Genomic DNA, 25,342 nt, shown 5'->3' with positions numbered 1-25,342 from the left:
CCCGAGGCTAAGGAAAGACGATGATGTTTACTGATGAATGGAAAAAACTGAATTGGGATGAGGTCAAACTCTCCATCTACAGTAAAACAGCGCAAGACGTAGAAAGAGCGTTGAACAAACCAAAGCGTAATTTAGACGATTTTAAAGCGTTAATCTCACCAGCCGCAGAAGGGTATTTAGAGCAAATGGCTCAAGAATCCGCGCGCCTGACTCGCCAGCGATTTGGCCATACCATGGGGTTTTATATTCCTCTTTATCTTTCGAACCTATGTGCAAACGCGTGTACTTATTGTGGGTTCTCGATGGAGAATCGAATTAAACGAAAGACCTTGAATCAAGATGAAATTGCTAACGAGATTGATGCGATTAAAGCGATGAATTTTGACAGTGTACTTTTGGTGACTGGAGAGCATGAAACCAAAGTTGGGATGAATTATTTCCGTGATACGGTTCCTCAAATTAAGCGGTCATTTAATTATTTGGCCATGGAAGTTCAACCATTAGATCAACACGAATACGCAGAACTAAAAACATTGGGTTTAGATGCCGTGATGGTGTACCAAGAAACTTACCATCCATCGACGTATGCGGAACATCATTTGCGAGGTAACAAAACGGACTTTAACTACCGCTTAGAAACGCCGGACAGATTAGCCAAAGCAGGGATTGATAAAATAGGTATTGGTGCCTTGATTGGTTTAGAAGAGTGGCGCACCGATTGTTTTTATGTGGCTGCGCATTTAGATTACTTGGAGCGTACGTACTGGCAAACAAGGTACTCGATTTCGTTCCCACGTTTGCGTCCATGTGAAGGTGCGTTGCAACCCAAATCAATCATGAGTGATAAACAGCTTGTGCAGTTAATCTGTGCATACCGTTTATTAAATTCGGAAGTTGAATTGTCACTGTCTACTCGTGAGTCTGAATACTTTAGAGATAATGTATTATCGCTTGGAATTACTTCTGTTTCTGCAGCATCAAAAACTCAACCTGGAGGTTATGCAAATAACGAAGAGGCATTAGAGCAATTTGCTATTAGTGATGAGCGTTCAGCGTCTGCGGTTGCACAAGCGGTTAAGGCGAGGGGTTTTGAACCGGTATGGAAAGATTGGGAGCGAAGTTATTCGGGATAGTTAGCTCTCATGACAATTGAGTGTTTCACGTGAAACCTATTTAAAAAATGAATACAAAAATGCCACGTTAATTCGTGGCATTTTAATTTTTAATAATTAGTTTACGTTGATTAACTTTCGTAGCTTAATTCAGCCGTTGCTTTTCTTAGCCATTCTTTCACTTTGCCATCAACTAATGGGCTGACGTCATTCCATACTTTTTGATGGTAATTGTTTAACCAAGCAAGTTCTGGACGGTTTAGCATATCGATATTGATTAAGCGTTTATCAATAGGGCAACGAGTTAACGATTCAAAGCCAAGCACTGAAAAATCACCTTTAGTTTCAATTTCAACAACCAACTCTAAGTTTTCAATACGAATACCAAACTCGTCTGCACGGTAGTAACCTGGTTCGTTTGATAACACCATACCAGGAAGCAAAGCTGTATTATTGACGACTTTAGCAATGCGTTGTGGGCCTTCGTGAACACTTAAGAAGTGACCAACACCATGACCAGTACCATGATCATAATCATAGCCTTGAGCCCATAAATGTTGACGAGCAAGAATATCTAATTGATGACCACATGTACCTTTAGGGAAGCGAGCTGAAGCCAAACCAATATGACCTTTTAGTACCAAGGTAAATTGCTGTTTGATTTCATCACTTGGTGTACCAACTGGCAGTGTACGAGTAATGTCTGTTGTCCCATCTGGATACTGACCGCCTGAATCAACAAGGTACAAGCTATTCATTTGTAGCTTGCCTGGTTCAGGTTGGTTTTCATGATTATAGTGGCACATTGCGGCGTTGCCTGCAGCCGCTGAGATAGTATCAAAACTTAAATCAGCTAATGTTTCATCTTCTTCACGGAAGCCTTGAAGTTTATCAGCAAGCACCGCTTCGTCATGTAAATTACCCGCTTCGATTTCTGCATCAAACCACGTTAAAAATTTCACCATTGCTGCGCCATCACGAACGTGACACGCTTTCATGCCTGCTTTTTCAGTGTTATTTTTAGCGGCTTTTGGCAATAAACATGGGTCAGATGCCTCTATGATAGTGGCACCAGCAGCTGAAAGTACAAGTGACATCCATGCATTTGAGGTTGCAGAATCTACTAATACTTTTTTACCTGTAAGTGATTCTAGAATTGATTGTAGTTCTTCAGGTTTATGTACTCTAACGCCTTGACCAACATGTTGACTAAAGTCAGAAGGTAGGCGAGCTGGATCTAAGAAAAAATCGACGGTTTCATCGGCATGAATAATGGCGTGAGATAATAGCACTGGCAAACGAGATACGTCTAAACCACGAACGTTCAGTAACCAACAAATAGAATCTAATTGCGTCAATAGTGCGGCATCCGCATTTTTCTTTGCAACTTCTTTTGCTATCTCATTGCGCTTATCGGTGCTTGATTGACCAACTAGATCAATAGGCATTAAACGAACATCTGACACTTTTACTTCTGGACGTTCTGCCCAACAAAGGTCAATAGGGTTCGTTGTGATCGTTTCTAAGGAAACAAAACCATCAACCGTTATCGTGGCATTTTTTAACCATTGTGCAGTATGCATTCTAGGGTCTACAGCGACTTTTGAATGAGTAGCAAGTGTTTCCTTAATCCATTCTAATAATGGTTCTTCATGTAAGTGACGGTACTCAAACACATCCGCAGGCACTTGTTTACGAACTTGAACGGTATAGCGACCATCAACAAAAATCGCAGCTTTATCTTTGGTGATCACCGCTGCACCAGCAGAGCCTGTAAATCCTGTTGCCCATAATAAACGTTCATTATGTTCAGGAATGTACTCGCCTAAAAACTCATCTTCATGTGGAATGATAAGTGCGTCAAAATCTTGTTTAACAAGCCATGAGCGAAGTTGCTCAATGCGTTGAGAAGTCTGTGGGTGCATCTGAGTATCCTTATTGGTGTTCTGTCCGTATATGGCGAGGCAGAAAGCGGGATTATTATTCGAGTTATAACCTAGCGCTTTTATAGCGCATCTGCAATTGTTGATGCTGATAAATCTTTACAGCGATTAATAATGGTATTACGCAGCCAGCAATTTGCAGCATCATTCTCTTTTTGTTGATGCCAGAAAAGTGTATAGGCCATTTGAGGTAATTCGGTAGGTAAAGGCAATACGACTAAATTAAGTTGTTTTGCAATCAGCTTAATAAAGTGGCTAGGGGCCGTAAATATTAAGTCTGTATGGGTACATAAACTTGCTGCACTATTAAAATCAGGGACAATAATACCAATGCTTCGCTCAAGACCTCGGTCTGCCAATTTGTAATCGAGTAGCCATTGGTCTTTACCATCACAGCGAACTTGAACGTGACGCTGCTGAAGATAAGTATCTAACGTCCATTCTTGTGTTAATACGGGATGGTTTGGTCTAACTAAGCACATTTGACTGTCTCGATAAATCTCTTTTCCTCGTATATCCGCTGGCATTTGCATGGTGATATTGGCGTATTTTGGATCTAAATCTTTCCCTGTAATTCCAATGTCCATCTCTCCTGATTGCAATTTCTTTAAGGTGGTCATATCCCAAGGATGAGTGTCTAACATGACATTAGGCGCTTTATTTAAAATGTAAGACATGAAGTGTGGCAGTAACAACGGATAGGTGCTTTCTACTAGTCCTAATCGAAATCGATAATGGCTGTGCCGAGGTTCAAAACTCGATGCTTCTGTGATGGTCTCTAAATGACTTAATAAGGTATGCAGTTGTGCTTGTAGATTGCGGGCTTTTGCTGTGGGTTGAAGGCCATAAGCGGTACGAGTAAAAAGGGGGTCATTAAATTGATCTCGTAATTTAGCTAAGTTTTTACTGACCGCGGATTGACTCAAACATAGGCGTTGAGATGCGCGTGTTACGCTTTTTTCCTCTAATAATAAATGCAGAGTTAAAAGGAGGTTGAGATCAATCTTAGCTAACTTTTCGAAGAACATAGAGATATTCCAAATGAGAATGTTAGATCTGAATATAAACCATTTCTGTTCATATCTCTAATTGAGTACACTCCTCGAACTATTTTAGGAGTTACACATGCACACGCCAGTTTCCGCTCAACCAGCAACACCGTTTACGCAACAATCAGATAAAAAAATCATTACTCTCATGGTCATCTTGGTTTTATTTAGCCCGTTAGCGATTGATATTTATCTTCCTGCTTTACCTATGATGGTAAGTGAATTTCAAGTGCCTTCAACCCTAGGTCAAGATACGATTACGTGGTTTATGTTTAGTATGGGTCTTGGGCAACTATTCGCAGGCCCATTAGCTGACCGTTATGGCCGTCGCCCAATTGCATTAACGGGTATTGTTATTTATGGTTTGAGTGCAGCATTAGCTTATTCAGCTCAAGAAATGGAAATGCTATTAATTGCCCGTTTATTACAAGGCTTTGGTGCTTGCGCTACGTCAGTTGCTGCATTTGCTTCAGTGCGAGATTCATTTGGTGCAGAGAAAAGTGGTCGAATGATCAGTTACCTTAATGGCGCAATCTGCTTTATTCCGGCATTAGCACCTATTTTAGGCAGTTACTTAACCATTCATTTTGGCTGGCGTTCAAACTTCAGTTTTATGGCTGGATTTGCACTTGTCGCTCTAGCGTTGATCGCGATTAATTACAAAGAAACAAAACCGAAAGACACAGTACAAACAGGGCGCTTAATCAGTCCATCTCGTTATTGGTCGGTACTACAGCACCCAACCTTCTTATTCCACGCAACCTTATGTATGTTAGCGATGGGAGTTATCTTAGCTTATGTTACTTCAGCGCCAGTATTTCTGATTGATAAGCTTGGACTGACAATGCAAGAATTTACTAATTGGTTTGCGGTAAATGCGGTATTAAATATCGCGGCGTGTTTTGCTGCACCTAAATTCATGGTCAGATTCGGAACGAAAAACGCCTTATTATTCGGCCTAAGCATACTTGTTATTGCTGGTGGTTTAATGCTTGGTTTTCAACATATTCAGCAAGCTTGGGCGTTTATGGTCCCGATCTTTTTCTCGTCAGTAGGCTTCGCATGGGTACTGGGTTCGGCGGCAGGTAAAGCATTAGCACCTTTTGGTGATAGAGCGGGTACTGCTGCTGCATTGTTAGGGTTATTTCAAATGAGTGGTGCGGGCGTCATTGTTGGCACAATGCAAAGATTAGCACTCCCTTCTGCACAACTCTTAACGATAATGATGTGGCTTCTTATCCCAGGCTTGCTGATCCTATTGACTAAAACAGGCCAACGCTGGCATTCAGGCATTACTGAGAAGTAATTCCTATAAATTGAACAGAAAAAGAACGATTTTGGTTCGTAATATATTCAGTTAATGTGACTTTCAGTGTATATTCAGCATTATTACTAATATTGACAACTGAAAGGCAAAACGCGCAATGTCGATGTCTATTATTGAAATGGCTCGTGTTCTAGAGCAGATGGAAGAGTCACCAGAAAAACTAATGTTTGGTAAACTTCTATCTGAGTTAGGAAACCAAAGCCAAGAGCGCGTGCGAAGCGCTGCGAGACAAGTGTCAGTTCCAACATTGCGTGATCTTATTTACCAATTTCAAGTGGTAATAGAAGAGCGCAAAGGCGAAACGACTAAGAAATTAGCTGAAGAGATGGCAAAAGAAGGTGTCTCTTTAGAAGACTTCCAAGCTTATTTGGCAAGTAAATAAATAGCTTGAGTAAACATAAAAAGCAGCGATTAGTCGCTGCTTTTTTTATATCAAATAAAAGGTTGCCGACTAAATTTTACCGGTAATTTCTTTCTCTTTTTTCTTACCATAAAATTGTTGTACTAATAATCCGCACACAATCATAAGCAAGCCAATCAATGTTGATGGGTGGATCTCTTCACCAATGATATTTGCTAGAAGCAATAAAGAGATAAACGGAGACGCAAAAATTAGGTTACTGATACGTGCTGTATTTTGAGTTAAACGCAACGCAGATAACCACAATACAAACGTTATGCCCATCTCAAACAAACCGACATAAGACACCGCTAACCAACCACTCATTGGGATTTGTGCCCAAGGTGCGCCTTCATAGATACTCAACCCAATCGCAACAGGAAGTGCGACTAAGAAACCAAGTAGTAATCCTAAAATTGGGTCTGCTTTATTTTTCGCATTTAAGATCCAATAGCTCGCCCATAATAATGTTGAAAATAGCGCTAAACCAACACCTAATGGACTATCAAACTCTAGTGCTAAAATATTGCCTTTAGTTGCAATTACGATCACACCAAAATAACCCAACACGCAAGCAATCCAATCTTGTTTTCTGATTTTTTGACCAAGAAAAACAGCGGCCATTAACGTTAAGGTTATCGCCCAACTGTAGTTTATTGGTTGGGCTTGCGAAGCCGGTAATAGGTCGTAAGATTTAAATAGAACTAAGTAATAAGCCAGAGGGTTAATTGCGCCAAGTAAAATGTAGTACAAAGGGTTGGCAACGAAGGTATTCACTAATTGCGATAAAGTTTTTTGATAAGCAGCAACACCAATCAAAGCAAGAATAGAAACGGCACTGGCAATGGTGAGCATTTGAATTGGTGTAAAGTGTTCTAAAGTAATTTTAAACGCGGTAGCAACAGTGGACCATAATAGAACCGCTGCGATACCAAATCCTAAAGCACGACGTTCGTTCATTGTTATTATTCTCAGTTAGAAATCCATTTAGATCAGGAGTGTACCTGCGCTTGATAAATAGTGTTAACTGGACATTTATCCAGTATCAAAATATCCTATAAGAATAAGTTTTTGTATTGAGTAAGTTATGGAATTTTTTAATCAATTTGGTGGGCACTTATTGTTTGGTTTTGCGGGAGCAAGCATTGCTTATGCCGTAGCACATGTCTTAGCAAAAAGTCGTAATCAACAAGAATTAGCCTTATTAGAGCATGAATTAGAATCAGAAAAAAAACTCGCATCAACTCAATTAAACCAACTCAATCTGCAATTAGAGAAACAGCAGAATGAGTTGGATGAACTGGATCTCGAAAGAGATAAGCTTGCCCAAGAACAAAAACAATCTCATGGTCGTTTAATGGCCGCCATGGAAAAGCTGCGTTATTTTGAAGCCATCCAAAAAGAGAAAGAATTTTTAACTCAACAATTAGAGTTTTCACGCCAAGCGAATTCTAATGTAGAAGCGGAACTGCGAGAGCAAGAAGCGCGTCATGAAGAAGAGCGTAAATCGAGCCAAGAAAAACTTGAGATGCTAGAGCGTGCAGAGTTGCGCTTAAAGCAGCAATTTGAAAACTTAGCGAATCAGTTATTTGAACAAAAAACCAAAACCGTTGATGAGCAAAATAAAGTCAGTTTAGAGGGCTTGTTGTCACCATTAAAAGAGCAGTTAGAAGGATTTAAAAGACAGGTTAACGACAGTTTTGGTTTTGAAGCCAAAGAGCGACATACTTTAGTGCATGAAATTCGTAGCTTACAACAGTTGAATGAACGAATGACACAGGAAGCGGTAAACCTGACCAATGCACTAAAAGGTGACAACAAACAGCAAGGTAATTGGGGTGAAGTCGTCCTTGCCCGAGTGCTAAAAGAATCAGGGTTACGAGAAGGCCATGAGTACGATACCCAAGTCAGTATGGATGATGAAGACGGTAAGCGTTTTTATCCCGATGTAATTGTTCACTTACCTGACGAGAAAGATGTCGTGGTCGATTCAAAAATGACCTTGGTTGCCTACGAGCGATTTTTTAACAGTGATGACTTTAACCAAAAAGAGCAAGCGCTTGATGAGCACTTAATGGCAATTCGTGCACATTTACGAGGGCTCAGTAAAAAGGATTACCATAAGTTAAATGGCTTACGCAGCTTAGATTATGTCTTGATGTTTATTCCCGTAGAGCCAGCATTCCAAGTGGCAATTGAAGCGGATCCCTCGTTGATATCAGATGCAATGGAGCAGAACATTATTATCGTTAGTCCAACAACCTTGTTGGTGGCATTAAGAACCATCAGTAATTTATGGCGAAACGAAAGACAAAATCAGAACGCAAAAATCATCGCCGATCGTGCCAGTAAGTTATACGACAAAATGCGTTTGTTTGTCGATGATATGGAAGCGGTAGGCAGTTCGTTAGATAAAGCGAATCAAAGCTACCAAGGTGCGATGAATAAATTGGCAAGTGGACGAGGCAATATTATTCGTCAGGCTGAAAGCTTTAAAGAGCTAGGTGTCGAAGTAAAGCGAGACATAAATCGTAAATTTATTGAGCAATCTTTTGACGCAGATACGATTCAAACGCTTGGAGATAACGGCTTGGATAAAGTAGACTAGAGTGCTGTTGAATTCAGAGTGTAGGGATTCAGCGAACAATCTCTAGAGGACGAAAAATGACGGACAAGATGAACATTGCTGAAGAAACAACGCACTTTGGCTTCACCACAGTCGCGAAAGATGAGAAAGTCGCGAAAGTTGCAGAAGTATTTCACTCTGTAGCAGCAAAATACGACATCATGAATGACCTTATGTCTGGTGGTGTTCACCGTGTTTGGAAACGATTCACGATTGATTGCAGTGGCGTACGTCCTGGTCATAAAGTTCTTGATTTAGCGGGCGGTACTGGAGACCTTACGGCTAAATTTTCACGTATCGTTGGTGACACGGGCCAAGTTATTTTAGCGGACATCAACAACTCAATGTTGAATGTTGGTCGAGATAAACTGCGCGATATGGGCATTGTTGGTAACGTAAATTACGTACAAGCAAATGCTGAAGAATTACCCTTCCCAGATGATTTCTTTGATTGTATTACTATTAGCTTTGGCCTACGAAACGTCACGGATAAAGATAAAGCCTTACGTTCGATGTTTCGTGTATTAAAGCCTGGCGGTCGTCTATTGGTCTTGGAGTTCTCAAAACCAATCATTGAACCATTATCTAAAATCTATGATGCGTACTCTTTCCATTTACTTCCTAAAATGGGTGAATTGATCGCGAATGATGCTGAAAGCTATCGTTATTTAGCGGAATCTATTCGTATGCACCCAGATCAAGAAACACTAAAAAGCATGATGGAAGACGCAGGTTTTGAGCAAGCAAACTATTACAACCTTACTGGTGGTATTGTTGCATTGCACCGTGGTTATAAGTTTTAAAGGATAAAACGATGCCATTAGAACCGTTTGTAACTGGCGTGATGGAAACGGGGTTAAATACTCTGTTGAAAGAATCACCGGACAGTAAAGCTGCTTTGCTGCGCTTAAAAGGTAAAATCATTCATGTTCATTTAAACGAAGTGAATAAAGATCTGTATTTCATCTTTAGCCAACAGCAAGTGGACATTCTGTCCAAGTTTGAAGGTGAGGTAGATTGCTATCTTGCTTTAAATCTTTCTGTCTTGCCTCAATTGCGTGAGCAAAATAATATTACTCAATTAATAAAACAAGATAAGTTGGTGCTTGAAGGTGATCTTAACCTCGCTCAACAATTTTCTGCATTATTAACAGAGTTGAAACCAGATGTGGAAGAAAAACTCTCTCAATACACCGGTGATATCGTGGCTCATACGTTAGTGAGTGGCGTAAAAAACAGTGCGTGTTGGGTAAAAACACAAATTTCTCGCCAAACACGTCACGCGGCAGAAGTGTTAACCGAAGAGTGGAAGATTGCACCTGCGCCGTTAGAAATTGCACATTTTTGTGACCAAGTGTCTGATGTTGAAGCTCAACTTGCCGAGCTTGATGCTCGTTTAACTCGACTATTAAATCGTAATTCAGTGGAGAGCGCATGACCCCATCAGAGCTAAAACGCCTATATCATATTACCAAGGTACAACTTGAGTATGGATTAGATGAACTGCTGCCTGATCATGCATTAACTCAATTACCGAAACGTTTACGTCGAGGCCTTTTTTGGATTAAAAATAAACATCCAGAAAAACCGTTGGGTGAACGTTTACGTTTAGCGCTGCAAGAATTGGGGCCGGTATGGATTAAATTTGGTCAAATGATGTCGACGCGTCGTGACCTTTTTCCGCCTCATTTAGCTGATCAACTGGCGTTACTGCAAGATCAAGTTGCTCCGTTTGATGGCCAATTAGCTAAAGACCAAATGGAGATTGCACTTGGTGGACCACTAGAAAATTGGTTTACTGAGTTTGATATTATTCCATTAGCGTCTGCCTCTATCGCTCAAGTGCATACTGCAAAACTAAAAGAGTCAGGTCGTGAAATAGTTCTCAAGATTATTCGTCCTGATATTCGCCCAGTGATTGAAGCGGATATTCGATTGATGTACCGCATGGCTGGGTTAGTTGAGCAGCACATTCCGGAAGCCCGTCGTCTTAAACCGGTTGAGGTTATCGAAGAATATGAGAAAACTTTAATCGATGAACTAGACTTAAGAAGAGAGGCCAGTAATGCAATGCAGCTGCGCCGTAACTTTGAAGGTAGTGAAGAGTTGTATGTACCAGAAGTTATTTTAGATTTAAGTTCTGAAAATTTGATGGTGTCTGAGCGTATCTATGGTATTCAAGTTTCTGATATTGAACAATTAGAAAGAAATAACACCAACATGAAGCTGTTAGCAGAACGTGGTGTGTCAGTTTTCTTTACTCAAGTGTTTAGAGACAGCTTTTTTCATGCGGATATGCACCCAGGGAATGTCTTCGTAAATCCAGATAATCCAGATAATCCACAATGGATTGGATTAGACTGTGGTATTGTTGGAACTCTCAATAAAGAAGATAAGCGTTATTTAGCGGAAAACCTATTAGGTTTCTTTAATAGTGATTATCGTAAAGTCGCACAATTGCATGTTGATTCAGGTTGGGTTCCGGCAGACACTAATGTCGAAGAATTTGAATTTGCGATCCGCATGGTGTGTGAACCTATATTTGCGAAGCCATTAGGTGAGATATCCTTTGGTCATGTGCTGTTGAATTTATTCAATACAGCACGACGTTTTAATATGGAAGTGCAACCGCAATTGGTTTTATTGCAAAAAACATTATTGTACGTAGAAGGATTAGGGCGACAGCTATACCCTCAATTGGATCTATGGGCAACCGCCAAACCGTTTTTAGAAACGTGGATGGCAAAACAAGTTGGACCGGCAGCCTTCCTGACTGCTTTGAGTGAGAAAGCGCCATTTTGGGCTGAAAAATTGCCAGAGCTACCAGAGTTAGTTTATGACAGTTTGCGCCAGGGCAAAGTTCTCAATCAACGAATGGATAAACTCTACGCAGGTTATCGTCAAAGTAAGCGTCAACAAGCGAAAGGACAATTTCTATTTAATGCTGGAGCAACTCTGTTGATTTGTTCTGCGGTGTTATTAACCAGTAACATTACTGCGTTAGCATCAATTAGTGCTGCTACAGGAATCACGTTTTGGCTATTAAGCTGGCGAGCATATCGTCGATAAGCGTTATTCTTATTAGCAATTTTTTAACCCTAACACGCTGAGGAAACAAGCATGGGTGGTATTAGTATTTGGCAACTTCTTATTATTGCAGTAATTATCGTTCTGTTATTTGGTACGAAAAAATTACGCGGTGTAGGCAGTGATTTGGGTTCTGCAGTTAAAGGCTTTAAAAAAGCAATAAGTGAAGAAGATACAGCAAAAGATGCGAAAAAAGACGCTGATTTTACTGCTCCTCAAAACTTAGAGAAAAAAGAAGCAGAGACAGTAGAAAAACAAAAGCAAAACGACAAAGAGCAGGCATAACACGTGTTTGATATCGGTTTTTGGGAACTGATACTAATCTCTGTTGTTGGACTCGTTGTATTAGGGCCGGAGCGCTTACCAAAAGCGATTCGCTCTGTAGCGCAGTTTGTTGGGGCAGCAAAAAGCATGGCGAATAACGTCAAAGATGAGCTGACACAGGAACTGAAAATACAAGAGTTACAAGATAATTTGCGTAAAGCAGAACAGATGAATATGGATGACTTATCGCCTGAACTTAAAAAGTCAGTAGAAGAGTTAAAACAAGCGGCAGCTGATGTCACTCGTCCATATGCCAAACCAGAAGAAACTGTAGATACACCAAAAGTAGATACAGAGATTCCGGTTGCGTCTGATTCAACTTCTAAAACAAAAGCAGAGTAATTATGTCATCAGTTGAACACTCTCAGCCGTTGTTAACTCACCTATTAGAGCTAAGGAATCGATTACTAAAGGCATTAATTGCCGTCATAGTGGTGTTTTTAGGTCTAGTCTGGTTTGCTAATGACATTTATGAGTTCTTATCAGCGCCTTTGGTAGAAAGACTGCCTGCAGGTGCAACGATGATAGCAACTGATGTCGCGTCACCATTTTTCACGCCCATAAAGCTGACTTTGGTGGCATCGATATTTGTCGCTGTTCCAGTGATTCTTTATCAAGTGTGGGCATTTGTCGCTCCTGGATTGTATAAGCATGAAAAGAAACTCGTCATGCCATTATTGTTCTCAAGCTCAATGCTGTTTTATGCCGGCGTTTCTTTCGCTTATTTTATCGTCTTCCCATTAGTGTTTAGTTTTTTTACAAACATTGCTCCGGAAGGTGTTCAAGTAGCGACTGATATTGCCAGTTATCTTGATTTTGTATTAGCATTGTTTTTAGCGTTTGGTATTGCGTTTGAAATTCCTGTTGCCATCATTTTATTATGTTGGACGGGAGCGACAACGCCGGAAACGTTAAAGCAAAAACGTCCATACATTGTCGTGGGTGCTTTTGTTGTCGGTATGATGCTAACACCGCCAGATATTATTTCTCAAACTTTACTTGCAGTGCCTATGTGTATTCTATTTGAGTTTGGACTGTTCTTTTCTCGTTTCTATGTGAGAGAGAAAGACGAAGATGATATGGAACAAGATGAAGCGTAACGCTTGATAAATTGGGTAATATGAAAAGCGTTGATGTTATGTCAGCGCTTTTTTTATGGGGTCAATTTAGCTAACGTCTTTTATATAGTGATCTTGCTCACGCATACTCTTTATAGAGGTTTGGGACAAAGTGGAATAGCCGTGTGCGAGATCTCTTACAAATGAGTGAGATTTATCGTTTTATTTGTAATCATAAATACATTATTTTAATCTAAATCTATGTAAAATAAGTTCTTTTTCTTTTGTGGTTAATTTTGTATATATTTTTTTGCAAAAAATAGGATTTAGTCTATTGCCGAAATAGATGAAAAGCGTAATCTCAATGGTGTCGGAAGGATGCTGACACGGAACAGGAACTAGCCAAGGATTTGGTAAGCTTCAGGATGAAGCACTCGGTTACTTAGGATTAGTAATCGGCACGGATAGCAAAATGGACATTGAATGGACGCAATAGTAACTAGGATGGTTGCTACTAAGGAAAGACGATGGACACCTCTAGGATTGAGGTAAAAGGATTGCACATCAGGATGATGTAAGGGACACCGCTCAAGGAACAAGCGAAGAGAGTTAACTACGGATTGTTAACGGATCAGGATAAGATCAAGGACACCGCTAGGATGGCGAGAAAGGAATAAGCTGAAGGAATCAGCATACTATCAAGGATTTGATGCATGGAGCACCATTAGTAGCCGGATTGCTGCGAGTAAAGTTATAACCCCGTTAGACGAGAGTCTAGCGGGGTTTTTCTTGTTTGGAACAAAGTAAAAGAGCAGGGTTCAGATCGGTCGCAAGCTCCCTTTAAGGTTTCAGGGGGATGTGTGATTAGTTTATCTATATTCGCTAGAAACTATACGCTGCGCTAACTAGATACTATAAGAGCGACTATTGTGACGTTGGAATAACAGCGTTAAAGAATCAGCTTTTTCTCTTATAGAAGCGAAGCGGTCTAGCCTCTAGTTAGCGTAGCGTATAGATTCTTCCTGAAACCTCTAGCGAAGCGATCTGAATCCTTACTCCCAAAACACCATGACCCGTGTGCGAGATCTCTCACAAACAAGTGCGCTTTTTCGCTTTATTTATGGATAAAGATAACCAGTGATAATTTAAATTATTGATATTTAACGCCTTTGTGTATTTCAACAAAAGGGCGATAATTATTTTTGCAAAAGTTTGAATTTAGTCTATTGCTGAAAATAATGAAAAGCGTAATCTTATTGGTGTCGGAAGGATGCTGACACGGAACAGGAACTAGCCAAGGATTTGGTACGCTTCAGGATGAGGCACTCGGTTACTTAGGATTAGTAATCGGCATGGATAGCGAAATGGACATTGAATGGACGCAATAGTAGCTAGGATGGTTACTACTAAGGAAAGACAATGGACACCTCTAGGATTGAGGAAAATGGATTGCACATCAGGATGATGTAAGGGACACCGCTCAAGGAACAAGTGAAGAGAGTTAACTACGGATTGTTAACGGATCAGGATAAGATCAAGGACACCGCTAGGATGGCGAGAAAGGAATAAGCTGAAGGAATCAGCATACTATCAAGGATTTGATGCATGGAGCACCATTAGTAGCCGGATTGCTGCGAGTAAAGTTATAACCCCGTTGGACGAGAGTCTAGCGGGGTTTTTCTTGTTTGGGGCAAAGTAAAAGAGCAGGGTTCAGATCGGTCGCAAGCTCCCTAAAGGTTTCAGGGGAACTAGCTAGGAACTATACGCTGCGCTAACTAGATACTATAAGAGCGAGTGTTGTGACGTTGGAATAGCAGCGTTAAAGAATCAGCTTTTTCTCTTATAGAAGCGAAGCGGTCTAGCCTCTAGTTAGCGTAGCGTATAGGCTCTTCCTGAAACGAATCGATCTGAACTCTATCTTCTACTCTTAAATTTTAAAAAGTCTTTTCGCATTCTCTGTCGTAATCGCATCAACATCCGCCAGACTCATCTCACGTAAATCAGCCACACGCTGAGCAATTAACTGCGTATACGCTGGCTCATTACGCTTACCACGGTGAGGTACTGGTGCTAAATATGGGCAATCGGTCTCTAAGATTAAGTAGTCCATATTAAGGTGTGGAATGATTTTATCCATACCGCCATTTTTAAAAGTAGAAACCCCACCAATACCTAAGTGAAAGCCTAAATCATTGATCGCTTTGGCTTCATCAACAGAGCCACCAAAGCAGTGGAAAGTGCCTGATAACGAGCCATCTTGCTCCTGTTTAAGCAGACTTAATGTCTCTTCAATAGAATCACGAGTATGAATAACAACAGGCAGTTTCATCTCTTTTGCCCAGTTTAACTGAGTGATAAAAGCCATCTCTTGTTCAGCTTTAAAGGTTTTGTCCCAGTATAGGTCAATACCTATTTCACCTACCGCAATGAAGTTGTGTTTCTCAAACCAAGAGTGGATTGTCGCTAAGGTTTGCTTAACATCAGCATTCACATAGCATGGGTGTAGTCCCATCATTGAGCGACAAATATCAGGGTAAGTCGCCTCGGTTTTTAACATTGGTTCGATAGAGTCTAAATCAATGTTAGGCAATAAGATCTGATCGATACCTTGTGATAAGGCACGTTGAACAACCAAATCTCGGTCTTCATCAAATTCTTTCGCATATATGTGAGCGTGGGTATCAATCATAATTAAGGATCTTTTATTCAAGTTATGTTTTCTATCATACCAAGTTAATCGTAAAAATCAGATCCCTAAGAAAATTTGGATTCAAAAGGCGATGGGTATATATTGAACGCATCATAAATACAAAAGGAGCTCAGTGTGTCTGTATCCATTCAAGGTACGTTTCCAAACCGTCGTATGCGTCGTATGCGTAAGCATGAATTTAGCCGCCGTCTAATGGCTGAGAACCAATTAACCGTCAATGACTTAATCTATCCAATGTTTGTGCTTATGGGTAAAGACCGTCGTGAAGCGGTAGATTCAATGCCGGGTGTTGAGCGTTTATCGATTGATTTATTACTTGAAGAAGCACAACGTTTATATGACTTAGGTATTCCTGCGATTGCTTTATTCCCAGTAGTGTCTCAAGATGCGAAAAGCTTATGTGCAGCAGAAGCTCACAATCCAGAAGGTTTAGTTCAGCGTGCTGTGAAAGAGTTAAAAGCACATGTTCCTGAGTTAGGTGTTATCACTGATGTCGCATTAGACCCATTCACGACTCACGGGCAAGATGGCATTATTGATGAAGATGGTTACGTGATGAATGACGTAACGACAGAAGTTCTGATTAAGCAGGCATTATCGCATGCTGAAGCCGGTGCTGATGTGGTGGCTCCGTCAGATATGATGGATGGCCGTATTGGTGAGATCCGTAAAGCGCTAGAGAAAGCGGGTTATGTTCATACGCAAATTATGGCGTATTCTGCAAAATATGCGTCTTGTTACTATGGTCCGTTCCGTGATGCAGTCGGTTCATCGTCTAACTTAAAAGGTGGTAATAAAAAGAACTACCAGATGGATCCTGCTAACAGCGATGAAGCTATTCACGAAGTAGCAATGGACATCAATGAAGGTGCTGACATGGTAATGGTGAAACCAGGCATGCCTTACTTGGACATCGTTCGTCGTGTTAAAACTGAACTTCAAGTGCCTACGTTTGCTTATCAGGTATCGGGTGAATACGCGATGCACAAAGCCGCTATTATGAATGGTTGGTTGAGTGAGCGTGATACGGTGATGGAATCTCTGTTGTGCTTTAAGCGTGCAGGTGCTGATGGCATTCTGACTTACTTTGCGAAAGATGTCGCTGAGTGGTTGGCGGAAGAGAAATAAGAGCAGGGTTTAGATCGCTTGGCTTAAAGGTTTCAGAGGTGAGTGTGGTGAGCTTTGGTGTTAACTAGAGACTATACGCTGCGCTAACTAGAGGCTATAAGAGCGAGAATCTTGAATGTTGTAAGTTCTTTAATCCCAAAAAACAAAAAAGCATGATGATTTTAGTTAATCATCATGCTTTTCGTTTTTGTGCCTTCTAACAACAGGTTCGTTGTTAAATTGATTTAGAAATCTAACTGCAATCGCCTCTGAATTCTGCAAGCGAAGCGATCTGAACTCTGCACTTGCTCTTATAGAAGCAAAGCGTTCTAGCCTCTAGTTAGCGCAGCGTATAGGTTCTTACTCGCCCCTAAATACTAGTCCTAGCATCGATAACCAAATCCCACCCAATATTCGTCTGTTTATCCGCTTCAATTTCTAACTCAGCTCTTGTCAGCGGATTCTCCGCTAACCATTTCTTATCAATCGACAACGATAAAACATCGTCTTTTTCAGAAAGGGTGACAGATGGAGCTAAAGAGACATCGCGACGATGCGTTAAAATGAGGGATAAACGCAGGATTCGTAACATACGCTGGGCTGATAAATCAGAAACAGCGTGTTGAGTGGGCATTGCAGAGAACTGCTCACGGTATCGGCGAAGTAATTCACCTAATAGGTGCTTTTGCGCGCGCGTGTAACCGGGTAAATCTAAGGCATTAATTAAGTAAGCAGAGTGTTCGCCCGCTTTTTTATAATCAATACACATTCCCAGTTCGTGCAGTTGAGTTGCTGTTTTTAATAACGGTAACGCTTGAGGTTCAATTAACCATTCAGAACCACATTGCATAACAAGCTGTTCTGCTAAATTAGTTGCTTGTTGAGCGTAATCGAAGTCTAGTTGATAGCGTTTTTGTACGCTACAAATTGTACGTTGGCATACTTCATCATGCTGAAGGACTTCAATCATGCCGTAGCATAAGCCTTCACGTAGAGCACCACCAGCCAATGTCATTGAATCAATATTGAGTAATTCAAATATAGCGATAAGGATGGATAAACCACTTGGGAACACTAAGGCGCGCTCAAGGGTCAATCCATCAATATCTAATTCTTCTAAATGTTCATATTGCATTGCTTGTTTTTGAAGGCGCTTAAGCTTGGCTAAGGTGATAACCTCATCCATGCCTTGCGCCAACATAATTTCTTGCAATGCTTGTACCGTGCCACTAGCTCCAACACAGGTTTGCCAACCAAGGTCAGTGTACTGTTTTAAAATAGGAGCTAAAGTCTCTTTTGCGCCAGTAATCGCAGCATCAAAGTTTTTTTGAGTTAATGCACGGTCTTTAAAGTAGCCTTCAAGCCAAGTGACACAGCCCATTTTTAGGCTTGTGAGTGCTTGAGCTTCAAAACCTTCACCAATGATAAGTTCAGTACTTGCTCCGCCAATATCGACAACGAGTCGACGGCCATTACCTCCGGAAGTGTGTGCAACTCCTTGGTAAATAGTACAAGCTTCTTCCTCTCCTTCGATCACATTAATATCATGACCTAAGATTTTATTGGCTTTTTCTAAGAAGATATCCACATTGGTCGCCACACGCAGTGTTGCAGTACCGACAATGCGAATATTTTCTACTGGGATATCTTGCAGACGTTCTGCAAATAAGCTCAAACAATCCCACCCACGCTGCATAGCTTCATGGCTGAGTGTGTTATTTTCATCTAATCCCGCAGCTAAACGTACTTTACGTTTGATTTTAGCCATGGTTTGCACACTACCATTTATATGACGCACAACAAGCATATGGAAGCTATTGGAGCCTAAATCAATGGCGGCATACATCGGTGATATTGTTGAACTTTTCATAACATCCTTTTACTGTTTTTCCATAGTTCTCAATTACGCTTGAGGGCTACGAGGTTGACGAGGGCGTGAATATTTACGATTTCCGCCTGGACGTTGACCATTATTATTGCTGCCGTTACGACGATTTTGTTGCGGACGGCGTTGAAGTCTGATTGGTGCAGGTAACTCTTCCAATAGAGCTGAAGAATCATAATCCGATTGTGGGATTGAATGTTCAATGTATTCTTCAATTGCAGGAAGGTTAATTGCATATTCTTCACAAGCAAAACTAATCGAGTTACCGCTTTCACCAGCACGACCTGTACGACCAATACGGTGAACATAGTCTTCGGCTTCATTTGGTAAATCAAAGTTAAATACGTGTGTTACTTGTGGAATGTGTAGACCACGAGCCGCTACGTCGGTAGCAACAAGAATATCTACGTCACCTTTAGTGAATTCTTCTAGGATGCGTTCACGTTTTTTCTGTGGAACATCACCAGTAAGGAGACCTACGCGGTGTTTATCGGCAGCTAGGTGACCCCAAACTAATTCACATTTGTGTTTAGTATTGGCGAAAATAATTGCACGATCAGGCCATTCTTCTTCGATTAACGTTTGAAGAAGTGCCATTTTATGGTCATTTGAAGGATAGAATAATTCTTCCGTAATAAGATGACCTGTTTTTTGATCCGGTTCAACGACTACGTGCTCAGGTTCTTGCATGTGTTCAAATGCAAGTTCTTGTACACGATAAGATAACGTTGCTGAGAACAGCATATTTAGACGTTCTGTTGGCGCAGGCATACGACGGAAGATAAAGCGAATATCTTTAATGAAACCTAAATCGAACATACGATCGGCTTCATCAAGAACAACGACTTGAATCATCTTAAAGTCAATTTGACCTTGCTTGTAGAAATCTATAATACGGCCAGTTGTTCCGATTAGGATATCAACACCAGCTTCGATAACTTTCTGTTGTTTTTCATAACGTTCGCCACCGTAAGCAAGTGCCGCTTTTAAGCCAGTACTTGCGATTAGAGATTCAGCATCGTTATGAATTTGAATCGCTAACTCACGCGTAGGAGCCATAATAATAGCTCGTGGTTGCGTGATTTTACGACCTTCAGGAGCAGGCGTCGTTAATAGGTGATTAAAAGTAGCAGCAAGGAACGCGAGCGTCTTACCAGTGCCCGTTTGGGCTTGGCCTGCAATGTCTTGGCCGGCGAGCAGTACCGGCAATGCCTTAGCTTGAATAGGAGTACAATTAATGAACCCTTTTGCATTCAAACCATCAAGGACCTGAGGTTCTAAACCTAGGTCGGCAAACTTTTGCTCTGTGATGTGCGTCTTTTTCATTGCTATAGAATATCAGTTAAAGCTTGCAATACGAAACGTATTCCATTCAAATAGGGCATCAATTTGCTGGTTATCATCAAATCAGCCTTTAAATTTAACGTTGGAGTTGACGATGAGCGACAAAATTTTGCAGCTTACAGATAGCGGTTTTGAAGAAAGTGTGATCAATGCAGCAGGCCCAGTACTAGTAGATTTCTGGGCAGAATGGTGTGGACCATGTAAAATGATCGCACCTATTCTGGATGAAATCGCAGATGAGTACGAAGGCAAATTAACGATTGGTAAATTAAATATTGATCAGAATGCAGGAACACCACCAAAGTTTGGTATCCGTGGCATTCCGACGCTACTTTTGTTTAAAGATGGCGGCGTAGCTGCAACGAAAGTGGGTGCACTTTCAAAAACTCAGCTTAAAGAGTTTCTTGATGCAAACCTATAATATAGGGTGCAATTAAGTCAGATAGAACCGCATGTAATGAAAAATTATGTGCGGTTTTGTTTTTCTGAGCTAAGCTAAGCTTAGAAATCAGGGCCAAGCCCTAGACTAAAATGCAAATAAGTGATAATTTATTGGGCGTATTTCATACGATTTCATTTCTTGACCGAGCTCGAAGGTCATCCATTCTTAAATCAACTAAAGATAGAATCTGATTTTGACTAAACAACTACCTACCACTATGAATCTTACTGAACTTAAAAACAGACCAGTGTCTGACCTTGTTGCTCTTGGCGAATCATTAGGCCTAGAAAACCTAGCTCGTCTAAGAAAACAAGACATCATCTTCTCCATCCTTAAGCAACATGCGAAAAGCGGTGAAGACATCTTTGGAGATGGTGTACTTGAGATTCTTCAAGATGGCTTTGGTTTCCTTCGTTCAGCAGATTGTTCTTACTTGGCTGGCCCGGATGACATCTATGTCTCTCCAAGCCAAATTCGTCGCTTTAATTTGCGTACTGGTGACACGATTGGCGGAAAGATTCGTCCACCAAAAGATGGCGAACGTTATTTCGCTCTTCTTAAAGTAAACGCTGTTAATTATGACCGTCCAGACAATGCTCGTAACAAAATCCTTTTTGAAAACCTTACCCCTTTACACGCAAACGATCGTTTACGTATGGAACGTGGTAATGGTTCAACAGAAGACATTACGGCGCGTATTCTTGATTTAGCTTCTCCAATTGGCCGTGGCCAACGTGGTCTGATTGTTGCTCCGCCAAAAGCGGGTAAAACAATGCTACTTCAAAACATTGCTCAAAGTATTGCTCATAACCACCCTGAGTGTGAGTTAATGGTTCTACTTATCGATGAACGTCCAGAAGAAGTAACTGAGATGCAACGCCTTGTTAAAGGTGAAGTAATTGCATCTACGTTTGATGAGCCAGCGTCTCGTCACGTACAGGTTGCTGAAATGGTAATCGAAAAAGCGAAGCGTCTTGTTGAGCATAAAAAAGACGTGGTTATCCTATTGGATTCAATTACTCGTCTTGCTCGTGCATACAACACCGTTATTCCATCATCAGGTAAAGTTCTTACTGGTGGTATTGATGCAAACGCATTACACCGTCCTAAACGCTTTTTTGGTGCAGCTCGTAACGTTGAAGAAGGTGGTAGTTTAACTATCATTGCAACGGCATTGGTTGATACTGGCTCTAAAATGGATGAAGTTATCTACGAAGAGTTTAAAGGTACTGGTAACATGGAATTGCATTTAAACCGTAAAATTGCGGAAAAACGTATATTCCCAGCGATTGACTTTAGTCGTTCAGGTACTCGCCGTGAAGAGCTACTTACGAAGACTGATGAGCTACAGAAAATGTGGATCTTACGTAAGATTGTTCATCCAATGGGTGAAAGTGATGCGATGGAATTCTTAATTGATAAATTATCAATGACGAAGACGAATGATGAGTTCTTTGATGCGATGCGTCGCCAGTAATTGAGATTCTCCTCAATTATTGATATCTAACTCAATAAATAATAAAACGCTGCCAAATTGGCAGCGTTTTTTGTTGCTTATTTGTTAATTTGACGGCATCATCATTTGTACTAGGTTGTGTAATATAAACTTAGTTAATTTAAGGAGCTACATATGCAACAAGGACTGTTGGCATCGATCCTCCTCTCTGCAAGTTTGCTGGTTGGTCACGTATCAGCCTCTGAAGTTCAACCTAATTTTGTTCATAGTTTATTGGTTGATCAGCAACTCAATAAGAAGGTCGATGAACTGCATCAATATTTAATTGATGGCGATATCATCACGCTTAATTTTTCTCTCAATCGTTTATCTATGCCACAACAGGAAGCTGTTCGGTTCATGTTGGTAAAACAGATAGAGCAACAACAATTAATTTTAGATCCGAAAGGCACTATTTGGCTAAGGGAGCAATTAGCTATTCATCCAACCTATACCATTAAACAAGCAGGTAATGGGTATGTGGTGACGAAACTTGCGTTTGATTACAGCAGTATTGCTTCTCGTGTATTAAACCAAATGTCGAAAGACCAACAAGTGTTAGATTTTATTCTTGCAGCGGAAGAACATAAATTGGTGCTGTCTGAATGGCTAGTGGGTGAGCCTCATCAGGTTCGCGTTCGCCAATCAATTGTATTAGCTGAATTGGACAGCTTAACGCCAGAAGCATTGAATTATTTAGTCTCACAGATTACAGACGGCTCATTATCTGTTTGGTTACCAACAACAGAAGTAATGGTTCGTTTAGCTCAAATATCTCAAAATTCTGATGTGTATAAAATTCTATGGAAAATGAGAACGGATCAATACAGCGTGGCTGAATTGGGTCGATTATCAAACATTGCTCCCGATCCATTTGCGATTCAGCAATTAATGTCGGCCACCAATAATCCGTCATTAAAACAGAGTGCTTTTGCTTCGCTAGCGCAACTCCATCCTCTCCCTCAAGATGTTCAGCAGTTCTTATTAGCTAAAATCGATCATATTCAAGACGGTGGTGCTGTTGCCATGCATTTAGCAAATTATGGGCATCAATCTTGGTTAGAAAGTTTACCGATAACGCGAAATAAAGTTCGAAAACAACACGTAAGGTTAGCGCTGTCACAACGTTAATAATGAGAAAAGTAGGTAAAGATAAATAGAGAGTGTGAGTTTGAATTGGGTTGGGTATAATCTAGTCAAACTTCACGATATGTAGATAGCGATGCAATATAAGGATTTACGCGGTTTTCTTGATCACTTGGAAGGGATCGGACAGTTAAAACGCATTTCACACCCCATTGACCCTCATTATGAAATGACAGAGATCAGCGATCGTACTTTACGAGCGGGTGGTCCAGCATTGTTGTTTGAAAATCCTATCGGTTACGATATCCCCGTATTAACGAATCTCTTTGGTACTGCTGAACGAGTGGCGATTGGTATGGGACGTCAAGACGTTCTTGAGCTGCGTGAAGTCGGTAAATTACTGGCGTATTTAAAAGAGCCTGAGCCACCAAAAGGCTTTAAAGACGCGTTAGATAAACTGCCTGTTTTTAAACAAGTTTTAAACATGCCAACCAAGAATATTCGTAAGGCCAACTGCCAACAGATTGTTTGGCAAGGCGATGCGGTTGATTTAGATAAAATTCCAGTAATGAGTTGTTGGGCTGATGATGTTGCCCCGTTATTAACTTGGGGTCTAACCGTTACTAAAGGCCCAAATAAAAAACGTCAGAATTTGGGGATTTATCGTCAACAGAAATTGAGTAAAAACAAAGTCATCATGCGCTGGCTTGCGCATCGTGGTGGAGCTTTGGATTTGCGTGACTGGATGGAAACCAATCCAGGTGAACCTTTCCCTGTTTCTGTCGCATTTGGTGCTGATCCTGCCACAATTCTTGGTGCGGTCACTCCTGTACCGGATACCTTATCTGAATATGCATTTGCTGGTCTTCTACGTGGTAGTAGAACCGAAGTAACCAAATCTATTAGTAACGATTTGGAAGTGCCGGCCAGTGCTGAAATTGTGCTTGAAGGCTATATTGACCCAACAGAATTTGCCGATGAAGGTCCTTATGGGGATCACACCGGTTATTATAATGAAGTTGAAAAGCACCACGTATTTACTGTTACTCACATTACGATGCGTAAAGACCCCATTTATCACAGTACCTACACCGGTCGTCCGCCAGATGAACCTGCCGTATTGGGTGTGGCATTAAATGAAGTGTTTGTGCCAATTCTACAAAAGCAATTCCCTGAAATTATTGATTTCTACTTGCCACCAGAAGGCTGTTCGTATCGCATGGCGGTCGTGACGATGAAGAAGCAATACCCTGGTCATGCAAAACGCGTGATGATGGGTGTGTGGTCTTTCTTGCGTCAATTCATGTACACCAAATTTGTATTGGTGTGTGATGAAGAGGTGAATGCTCGAGATTGGTCACAAGTGACAGCAGCAATGTCTCAGCATATGGACCCATCACGTGATAGTTTGATGATAGAGAACACGCCAATCGATTCATTAGATTTTGCTTCGCCAGTCGCGGGTTTAGGCTCAAAGATGGGTTTGGATATCACAAAAAAATGGGATGCCGAATTAGCATTATCACCTAATGTAGAATATTCACTGACAGACAGTGAGCAGATTGAAGGCTGCCTAGCTGAAATAACCAAAGCATGCCCTGAGATTATCGATATTCATTTGCAAAACAACAACGCCAGTATGGTCGTCGTGTCTATCAATAAGCAAGCGGTCGGTAATGGTAAGAAAATCATGCAAGAGGTTTGGTCTCAATTTAGTGAGAACAAGTTTGTTATCGTGTGTGATGAAGATGTCGATGTGAGTGATTGGAACGACATTATTTGGGCAGTAACTACTCGAATGGATCCTGCAAGAGATACGTTATTTTTGCAAGATGGCGACGGACACTCGAAAATGGGATTAGATGCGACCAATAAATTGGGCTCTGAATGTCTTCGTGAGTGGGGAACACCAATCAAGAAAGACCCAGAAGTTGTCGCTAAAATTGATTCTATTTGGGATGAATTAGGTATTTCATTAAGCTCTGAAAAAGATAAAGTGTGATGAAAAAAATAACCTTACTCCCACAACAAAAAGAGTTCAGCATTGAAGAGGGGCAAACCATCTTAGATGCAGCATTGGAGGCGGGGATTAATTACCCGAATCGATGCCAAGTAGGTGCGTGTGCTATGTGCCTATGTAAAAAGTTAGAAGGGGAAATTGAATACGATTTAGAACCACTTCTAACCGACAAAGAACAACAAGAAGGGTGGATATTTGCGTGTCAGGCAACAGCAAAAAGTGATTTAGTACTGTTGTTAGAATAAATCCTCCCCGTATAATTAGAGTTTAATGCTCAATTCTCATAATAATTACAGCGTATAAATATCATTTAAAAATAGATATCAG

General features: G+C 40.9%; 22 protein-coding genes. 16 read left to right on the top strand and 6 right to left on the bottom strand.

The genetic code is table 11. The features are described from left to right. The first annotated feature begins 20 nt into the window (after nucleotides 1-20). Nucleotides 21-1,133, top strand: a complete 1,113-nt coding sequence (gene thiH, locus A6E06_RS01595; protein ID WP_065594518.1) for a 2-iminoacetate synthase ThiH — start codon at nucleotides 21-23, stop codon at nucleotides 1,131-1,133. 110 nt (nucleotides 1,134-1,243) lie between these two features. On the opposite strand, the gene A6E06_RS01590 is transcribed toward thiH, so the two are convergent. Together A6E06_RS01590 and A6E06_RS01585 are read right to left on the bottom strand one after the other, a co-directional pair. Further along, the gene (locus A6E06_RS01590) at nucleotides 1,244-3,037 is read right to left on the bottom strand and encodes an aminopeptidase P family protein (protein ID WP_065594517.1); all 1,794 of its coding nucleotides are present in this window, start codon (nucleotides 3,035-3,037) and stop codon (nucleotides 1,244-1,246) included. Between the two features lie 80 nt (nucleotides 3,038-3,117). Then, nucleotides 3,118-4,083, bottom strand: coding sequence for a LysR family transcriptional regulator (locus A6E06_RS01585; protein ID WP_065594516.1), 966 nt, complete (start codon nucleotides 4,081-4,083; stop codon nucleotides 3,118-3,120). Nucleotides 4,084-4,180: 97 nt separating this feature from the next. Here A6E06_RS01585 and A6E06_RS01580 point away from each other — a divergent pair, with 97 nt between their 5' ends. Both A6E06_RS01580 and A6E06_RS01575 read left to right on the top strand, forming a co-directional pair. Beyond that, the gene (locus A6E06_RS01580) at nucleotides 4,181-5,410 is read left to right on the top strand and encodes a multidrug effflux MFS transporter (RefSeq protein ID WP_065594515.1); all 1,230 of its coding nucleotides are present in this window, start codon (nucleotides 4,181-4,183) and stop codon (nucleotides 5,408-5,410) included. Between the two features lie 118 nt (nucleotides 5,411-5,528). After that, complete coding sequence (locus A6E06_RS01575) at nucleotides 5,529-5,813, top strand: hypothetical protein (RefSeq protein ID WP_065594514.1); 285 nt, start codon at nucleotides 5,529-5,531, stop codon at nucleotides 5,811-5,813. A gap of 69 nt (nucleotides 5,814-5,882) precedes the next feature. Here A6E06_RS01575 and A6E06_RS01570 read toward each other — a convergent pair whose 3' ends face one another. Continuing rightward, nucleotides 5,883-6,791, bottom strand: coding sequence for a DMT family transporter (locus A6E06_RS01570; RefSeq protein WP_065594513.1), 909 nt, complete (start codon nucleotides 6,789-6,791; stop codon nucleotides 5,883-5,885). A gap of 127 nt (nucleotides 6,792-6,918) precedes the next feature. Here A6E06_RS01570 and rmuC point away from each other — a divergent pair, with 127 nt between their 5' ends. The 7 genes from rmuC to tatC are packed head-to-tail and all read left to right on the top strand — an operon-like array spanning nucleotide 6,919 to nucleotide 12,968. Further along, a complete protein-coding gene (gene rmuC / locus A6E06_RS01565; protein ID WP_065594512.1) occupies nucleotides 6,919-8,439 on the top strand; it encodes a DNA recombination protein RmuC in 1,521 nt (506 codons plus the stop codon). A gap of 56 nt (nucleotides 8,440-8,495) precedes the next feature. Continuing rightward, nucleotides 8,496-9,260: a bifunctional demethylmenaquinone methyltransferase/2-methoxy-6-polyprenyl-1,4-benzoquinol methylase UbiE gene (gene ubiE, locus A6E06_RS01560; RefSeq protein ID WP_065594511.1), complete on the top strand. Its 765-nt coding sequence runs from the start codon at nucleotides 8,496-8,498 to the stop codon at nucleotides 9,258-9,260. Between the two features lie 11 nt (nucleotides 9,261-9,271). Further along, the gene (locus A6E06_RS01555; RefSeq protein WP_065594510.1) at nucleotides 9,272-9,895 is read left to right on the top strand and encodes an SCP2 domain-containing protein; all 624 of its coding nucleotides are present in this window, start codon (nucleotides 9,272-9,274) and stop codon (nucleotides 9,893-9,895) included. Then, on the top strand, nucleotides 9,892-11,526 hold the full coding sequence (gene ubiB / locus A6E06_RS01550; protein WP_065594509.1) for a ubiquinone biosynthesis regulatory protein kinase UbiB: 1,635 nt from the start codon (nucleotides 9,892-9,894) through the stop codon (nucleotides 11,524-11,526). Before A6E06_RS01555 ends, ubiB begins: the two co-directional genes overlap by 4 nt. Nucleotides 11,527-11,577: 51 nt before the next feature. Then, a complete protein-coding gene (tatA, locus tag A6E06_RS01545) occupies nucleotides 11,578-11,829 on the top strand; it encodes a Sec-independent protein translocase subunit TatA (protein WP_065594508.1) in 252 nt (83 codons plus the stop codon). Between the two features lie 3 nt (nucleotides 11,830-11,832). Further along, nucleotides 11,833-12,210 (top strand): Sec-independent protein translocase protein TatB, encoded by a 378-nt coding sequence (gene tatB, locus A6E06_RS01540; RefSeq protein WP_065594507.1) that lies wholly within the window; start codon nucleotides 11,833-11,835, stop codon nucleotides 12,208-12,210. Nucleotides 12,211-12,212: 2 nt separating this feature from the next. Next, nucleotides 12,213-12,968: a Sec-independent protein translocase subunit TatC gene (gene tatC / locus A6E06_RS01535; protein ID WP_065594506.1), complete on the top strand. Its 756-nt coding sequence runs from the start codon at nucleotides 12,213-12,215 to the stop codon at nucleotides 12,966-12,968. A 1,885-nt stretch (nucleotides 12,969-14,853) separates the two neighbouring features. Here tatC and A6E06_RS01530 read toward each other — a convergent pair. Beyond that, a complete protein-coding gene (locus tag A6E06_RS01530; RefSeq protein WP_065594505.1) occupies nucleotides 14,854-15,615 on the bottom strand; it encodes a TatD family hydrolase in 762 nt (253 codons plus the stop codon). Between the two features lie 135 nt (nucleotides 15,616-15,750). Here A6E06_RS01530 and hemB point away from each other — a divergent pair, with 135 nt between their 5' ends. Then, nucleotides 15,751-16,764: a porphobilinogen synthase gene (gene hemB / locus A6E06_RS01525; protein ID WP_065594504.1), complete on the top strand. Its 1,014-nt coding sequence runs from the start codon at nucleotides 15,751-15,753 to the stop codon at nucleotides 16,762-16,764. Nucleotides 16,765-17,113: 349 nt separating this feature from the next. Here hemB and gppA read toward each other — a convergent pair whose 3' ends face one another. Together gppA and rhlB are read right to left on the bottom strand one after the other, a co-directional pair. Continuing rightward, nucleotides 17,114-18,613 (bottom strand): guanosine-5'-triphosphate,3'-diphosphate diphosphatase, encoded by a 1,500-nt coding sequence (gene gppA, locus A6E06_RS01520; protein WP_065594503.1) that lies wholly within the window; start codon nucleotides 18,611-18,613, stop codon nucleotides 17,114-17,116. 33 nt (nucleotides 18,614-18,646) lie between these two features. Further along, nucleotides 18,647-19,954: an ATP-dependent RNA helicase RhlB gene (rhlB, locus tag A6E06_RS01515; RefSeq protein ID WP_065594502.1), complete on the bottom strand. Its 1,308-nt coding sequence runs from the start codon at nucleotides 19,952-19,954 to the stop codon at nucleotides 18,647-18,649. A 112-nt stretch (nucleotides 19,955-20,066) separates the two neighbouring features. Between rhlB and trxA the strand changes: the two genes are divergently transcribed. The 5 genes from trxA to A6E06_RS01490 all read left to right on the top strand — a co-directional run bounded on the left by trxA (nucleotide 20,067) and on the right by A6E06_RS01490 (nucleotide 25,260). Further along, nucleotides 20,067-20,393 carry a thioredoxin TrxA gene (gene trxA / locus A6E06_RS01510; protein WP_060993417.1) on the top strand — a complete coding sequence of 109 codons (327 nt, stop codon included), beginning with the start codon at nucleotides 20,067-20,069 and terminating at the stop codon, nucleotides 20,391-20,393. Between the two features lie 238 nt (nucleotides 20,394-20,631). Further along, nucleotides 20,632-21,891 carry a transcription termination factor Rho gene (gene rho, locus A6E06_RS01505; protein WP_065594501.1) on the top strand — a complete coding sequence of 420 codons (1,260 nt, stop codon included), beginning with the start codon at nucleotides 20,632-20,634 and terminating at the stop codon, nucleotides 21,889-21,891. A gap of 153 nt (nucleotides 21,892-22,044) precedes the next feature. Continuing rightward, nucleotides 22,045-23,040: a hypothetical protein gene (locus A6E06_RS01500; protein ID WP_065594500.1), complete on the top strand. Its 996-nt coding sequence runs from the start codon at nucleotides 22,045-22,047 to the stop codon at nucleotides 23,038-23,040. 91 nt (nucleotides 23,041-23,131) lie between these two features. After that, the gene (gene ubiD / locus A6E06_RS01495; protein WP_065594499.1) at nucleotides 23,132-24,997 is read left to right on the top strand and encodes a 4-hydroxy-3-polyprenylbenzoate decarboxylase; all 1,866 of its coding nucleotides are present in this window, start codon (nucleotides 23,132-23,134) and stop codon (nucleotides 24,995-24,997) included. After that, nucleotides 24,997-25,260 carry a 2Fe-2S iron-sulfur cluster-binding protein gene (locus tag A6E06_RS01490; RefSeq protein WP_065594498.1) on the top strand — a complete coding sequence of 88 codons (264 nt, stop codon included), beginning with the start codon at nucleotides 24,997-24,999 and terminating at the stop codon, nucleotides 25,258-25,260. The genes ubiD and A6E06_RS01490 overlap by 1 nt, the downstream gene beginning before the upstream one ends. Nucleotides 25,261-25,342: the final 82 nt, after the last annotated feature.

Source organism: Aliivibrio sp. 1S175 (assembly GCF_001690985.1).
Taxonomy (GTDB): domain Bacteria; phylum Pseudomonadota; class Gammaproteobacteria; order Enterobacterales; family Vibrionaceae; genus Aliivibrio.
This window is presented reverse-complemented; position numbering and strand designations above follow the sequence as displayed.

What these genes read in the sequence shown, in the direction of transcription:
- thiH (WP_065594518.1), top strand. Translation starts at nt 21, where the DNA reads ATGATGTTTACTGATGAATGGAAAAAACTGAATTGGGATGAGGTCAAA.
- A6E06_RS01590 (WP_065594517.1), bottom strand. Translation starts at nt 3,037, where the DNA reads ATGCACCCACAGACTTCTCAACGCATTGAGCAACTTCGCTCATGGCTT.
- A6E06_RS01585 (WP_065594516.1), bottom strand. Translation starts at nt 4,083, where the DNA reads ATGTTCTTCGAAAAGTTAGCTAAGATTGATCTCAACCTCCTTTTAACT.
- A6E06_RS01580 (WP_065594515.1), top strand. Translation starts at nt 4,181, where the DNA reads ATGCACACGCCAGTTTCCGCTCAACCAGCAACACCGTTTACGCAACAA.
- A6E06_RS01575 (WP_065594514.1), top strand. Translation starts at nt 5,529, where the DNA reads ATGTCGATGTCTATTATTGAAATGGCTCGTGTTCTAGAGCAGATGGAA.
- A6E06_RS01570 (WP_065594513.1), bottom strand. Translation starts at nt 6,791, where the DNA reads ATGAACGAACGTCGTGCTTTAGGATTTGGTATCGCAGCGGTTCTATTA.
- rmuC (WP_065594512.1), top strand. Translation starts at nt 6,919, where the DNA reads ATGGAATTTTTTAATCAATTTGGTGGGCACTTATTGTTTGGTTTTGCG.
- ubiE (WP_065594511.1), top strand. Translation starts at nt 8,496, where the DNA reads ATGACGGACAAGATGAACATTGCTGAAGAAACAACGCACTTTGGCTTC.
- A6E06_RS01555 (WP_065594510.1), top strand. Translation starts at nt 9,272, where the DNA reads ATGCCATTAGAACCGTTTGTAACTGGCGTGATGGAAACGGGGTTAAAT.
- ubiB (WP_065594509.1), top strand. Translation starts at nt 9,892, where the DNA reads ATGACCCCATCAGAGCTAAAACGCCTATATCATATTACCAAGGTACAA.
- tatA (WP_065594508.1), top strand. Translation starts at nt 11,578, where the DNA reads ATGGGTGGTATTAGTATTTGGCAACTTCTTATTATTGCAGTAATTATC.
- tatC (WP_065594506.1), top strand. Translation starts at nt 12,213, where the DNA reads ATGTCATCAGTTGAACACTCTCAGCCGTTGTTAACTCACCTATTAGAG.
- A6E06_RS01530 (WP_065594505.1), bottom strand. Translation starts at nt 15,615, where the DNA reads ATGATTGATACCCACGCTCACATATATGCGAAAGAATTTGATGAAGAC.
- gppA (WP_065594503.1), bottom strand. Translation starts at nt 18,613, where the DNA reads ATGAAAAGTTCAACAATATCACCGATGTATGCCGCCATTGATTTAGGC.
- rhlB (WP_065594502.1), bottom strand. Translation starts at nt 19,954, where the DNA reads ATGAAAAAGACGCACATCACAGAGCAAAAGTTTGCCGACCTAGGTTTA.
- trxA (WP_060993417.1), top strand. Translation starts at nt 20,067, where the DNA reads ATGAGCGACAAAATTTTGCAGCTTACAGATAGCGGTTTTGAAGAAAGT.
- rho (WP_065594501.1), top strand. Translation starts at nt 20,632, where the DNA reads ATGAATCTTACTGAACTTAAAAACAGACCAGTGTCTGACCTTGTTGCT.
- A6E06_RS01500 (WP_065594500.1), top strand. Translation starts at nt 22,045, where the DNA reads ATGCAACAAGGACTGTTGGCATCGATCCTCCTCTCTGCAAGTTTGCTG.
- ubiD (WP_065594499.1), top strand. Translation starts at nt 23,132, where the DNA reads ATGCAATATAAGGATTTACGCGGTTTTCTTGATCACTTGGAAGGGATC.
- A6E06_RS01490 (WP_065594498.1), top strand. Translation starts at nt 24,997, where the DNA reads ATGAAAAAAATAACCTTACTCCCACAACAAAAAGAGTTCAGCATTGAA.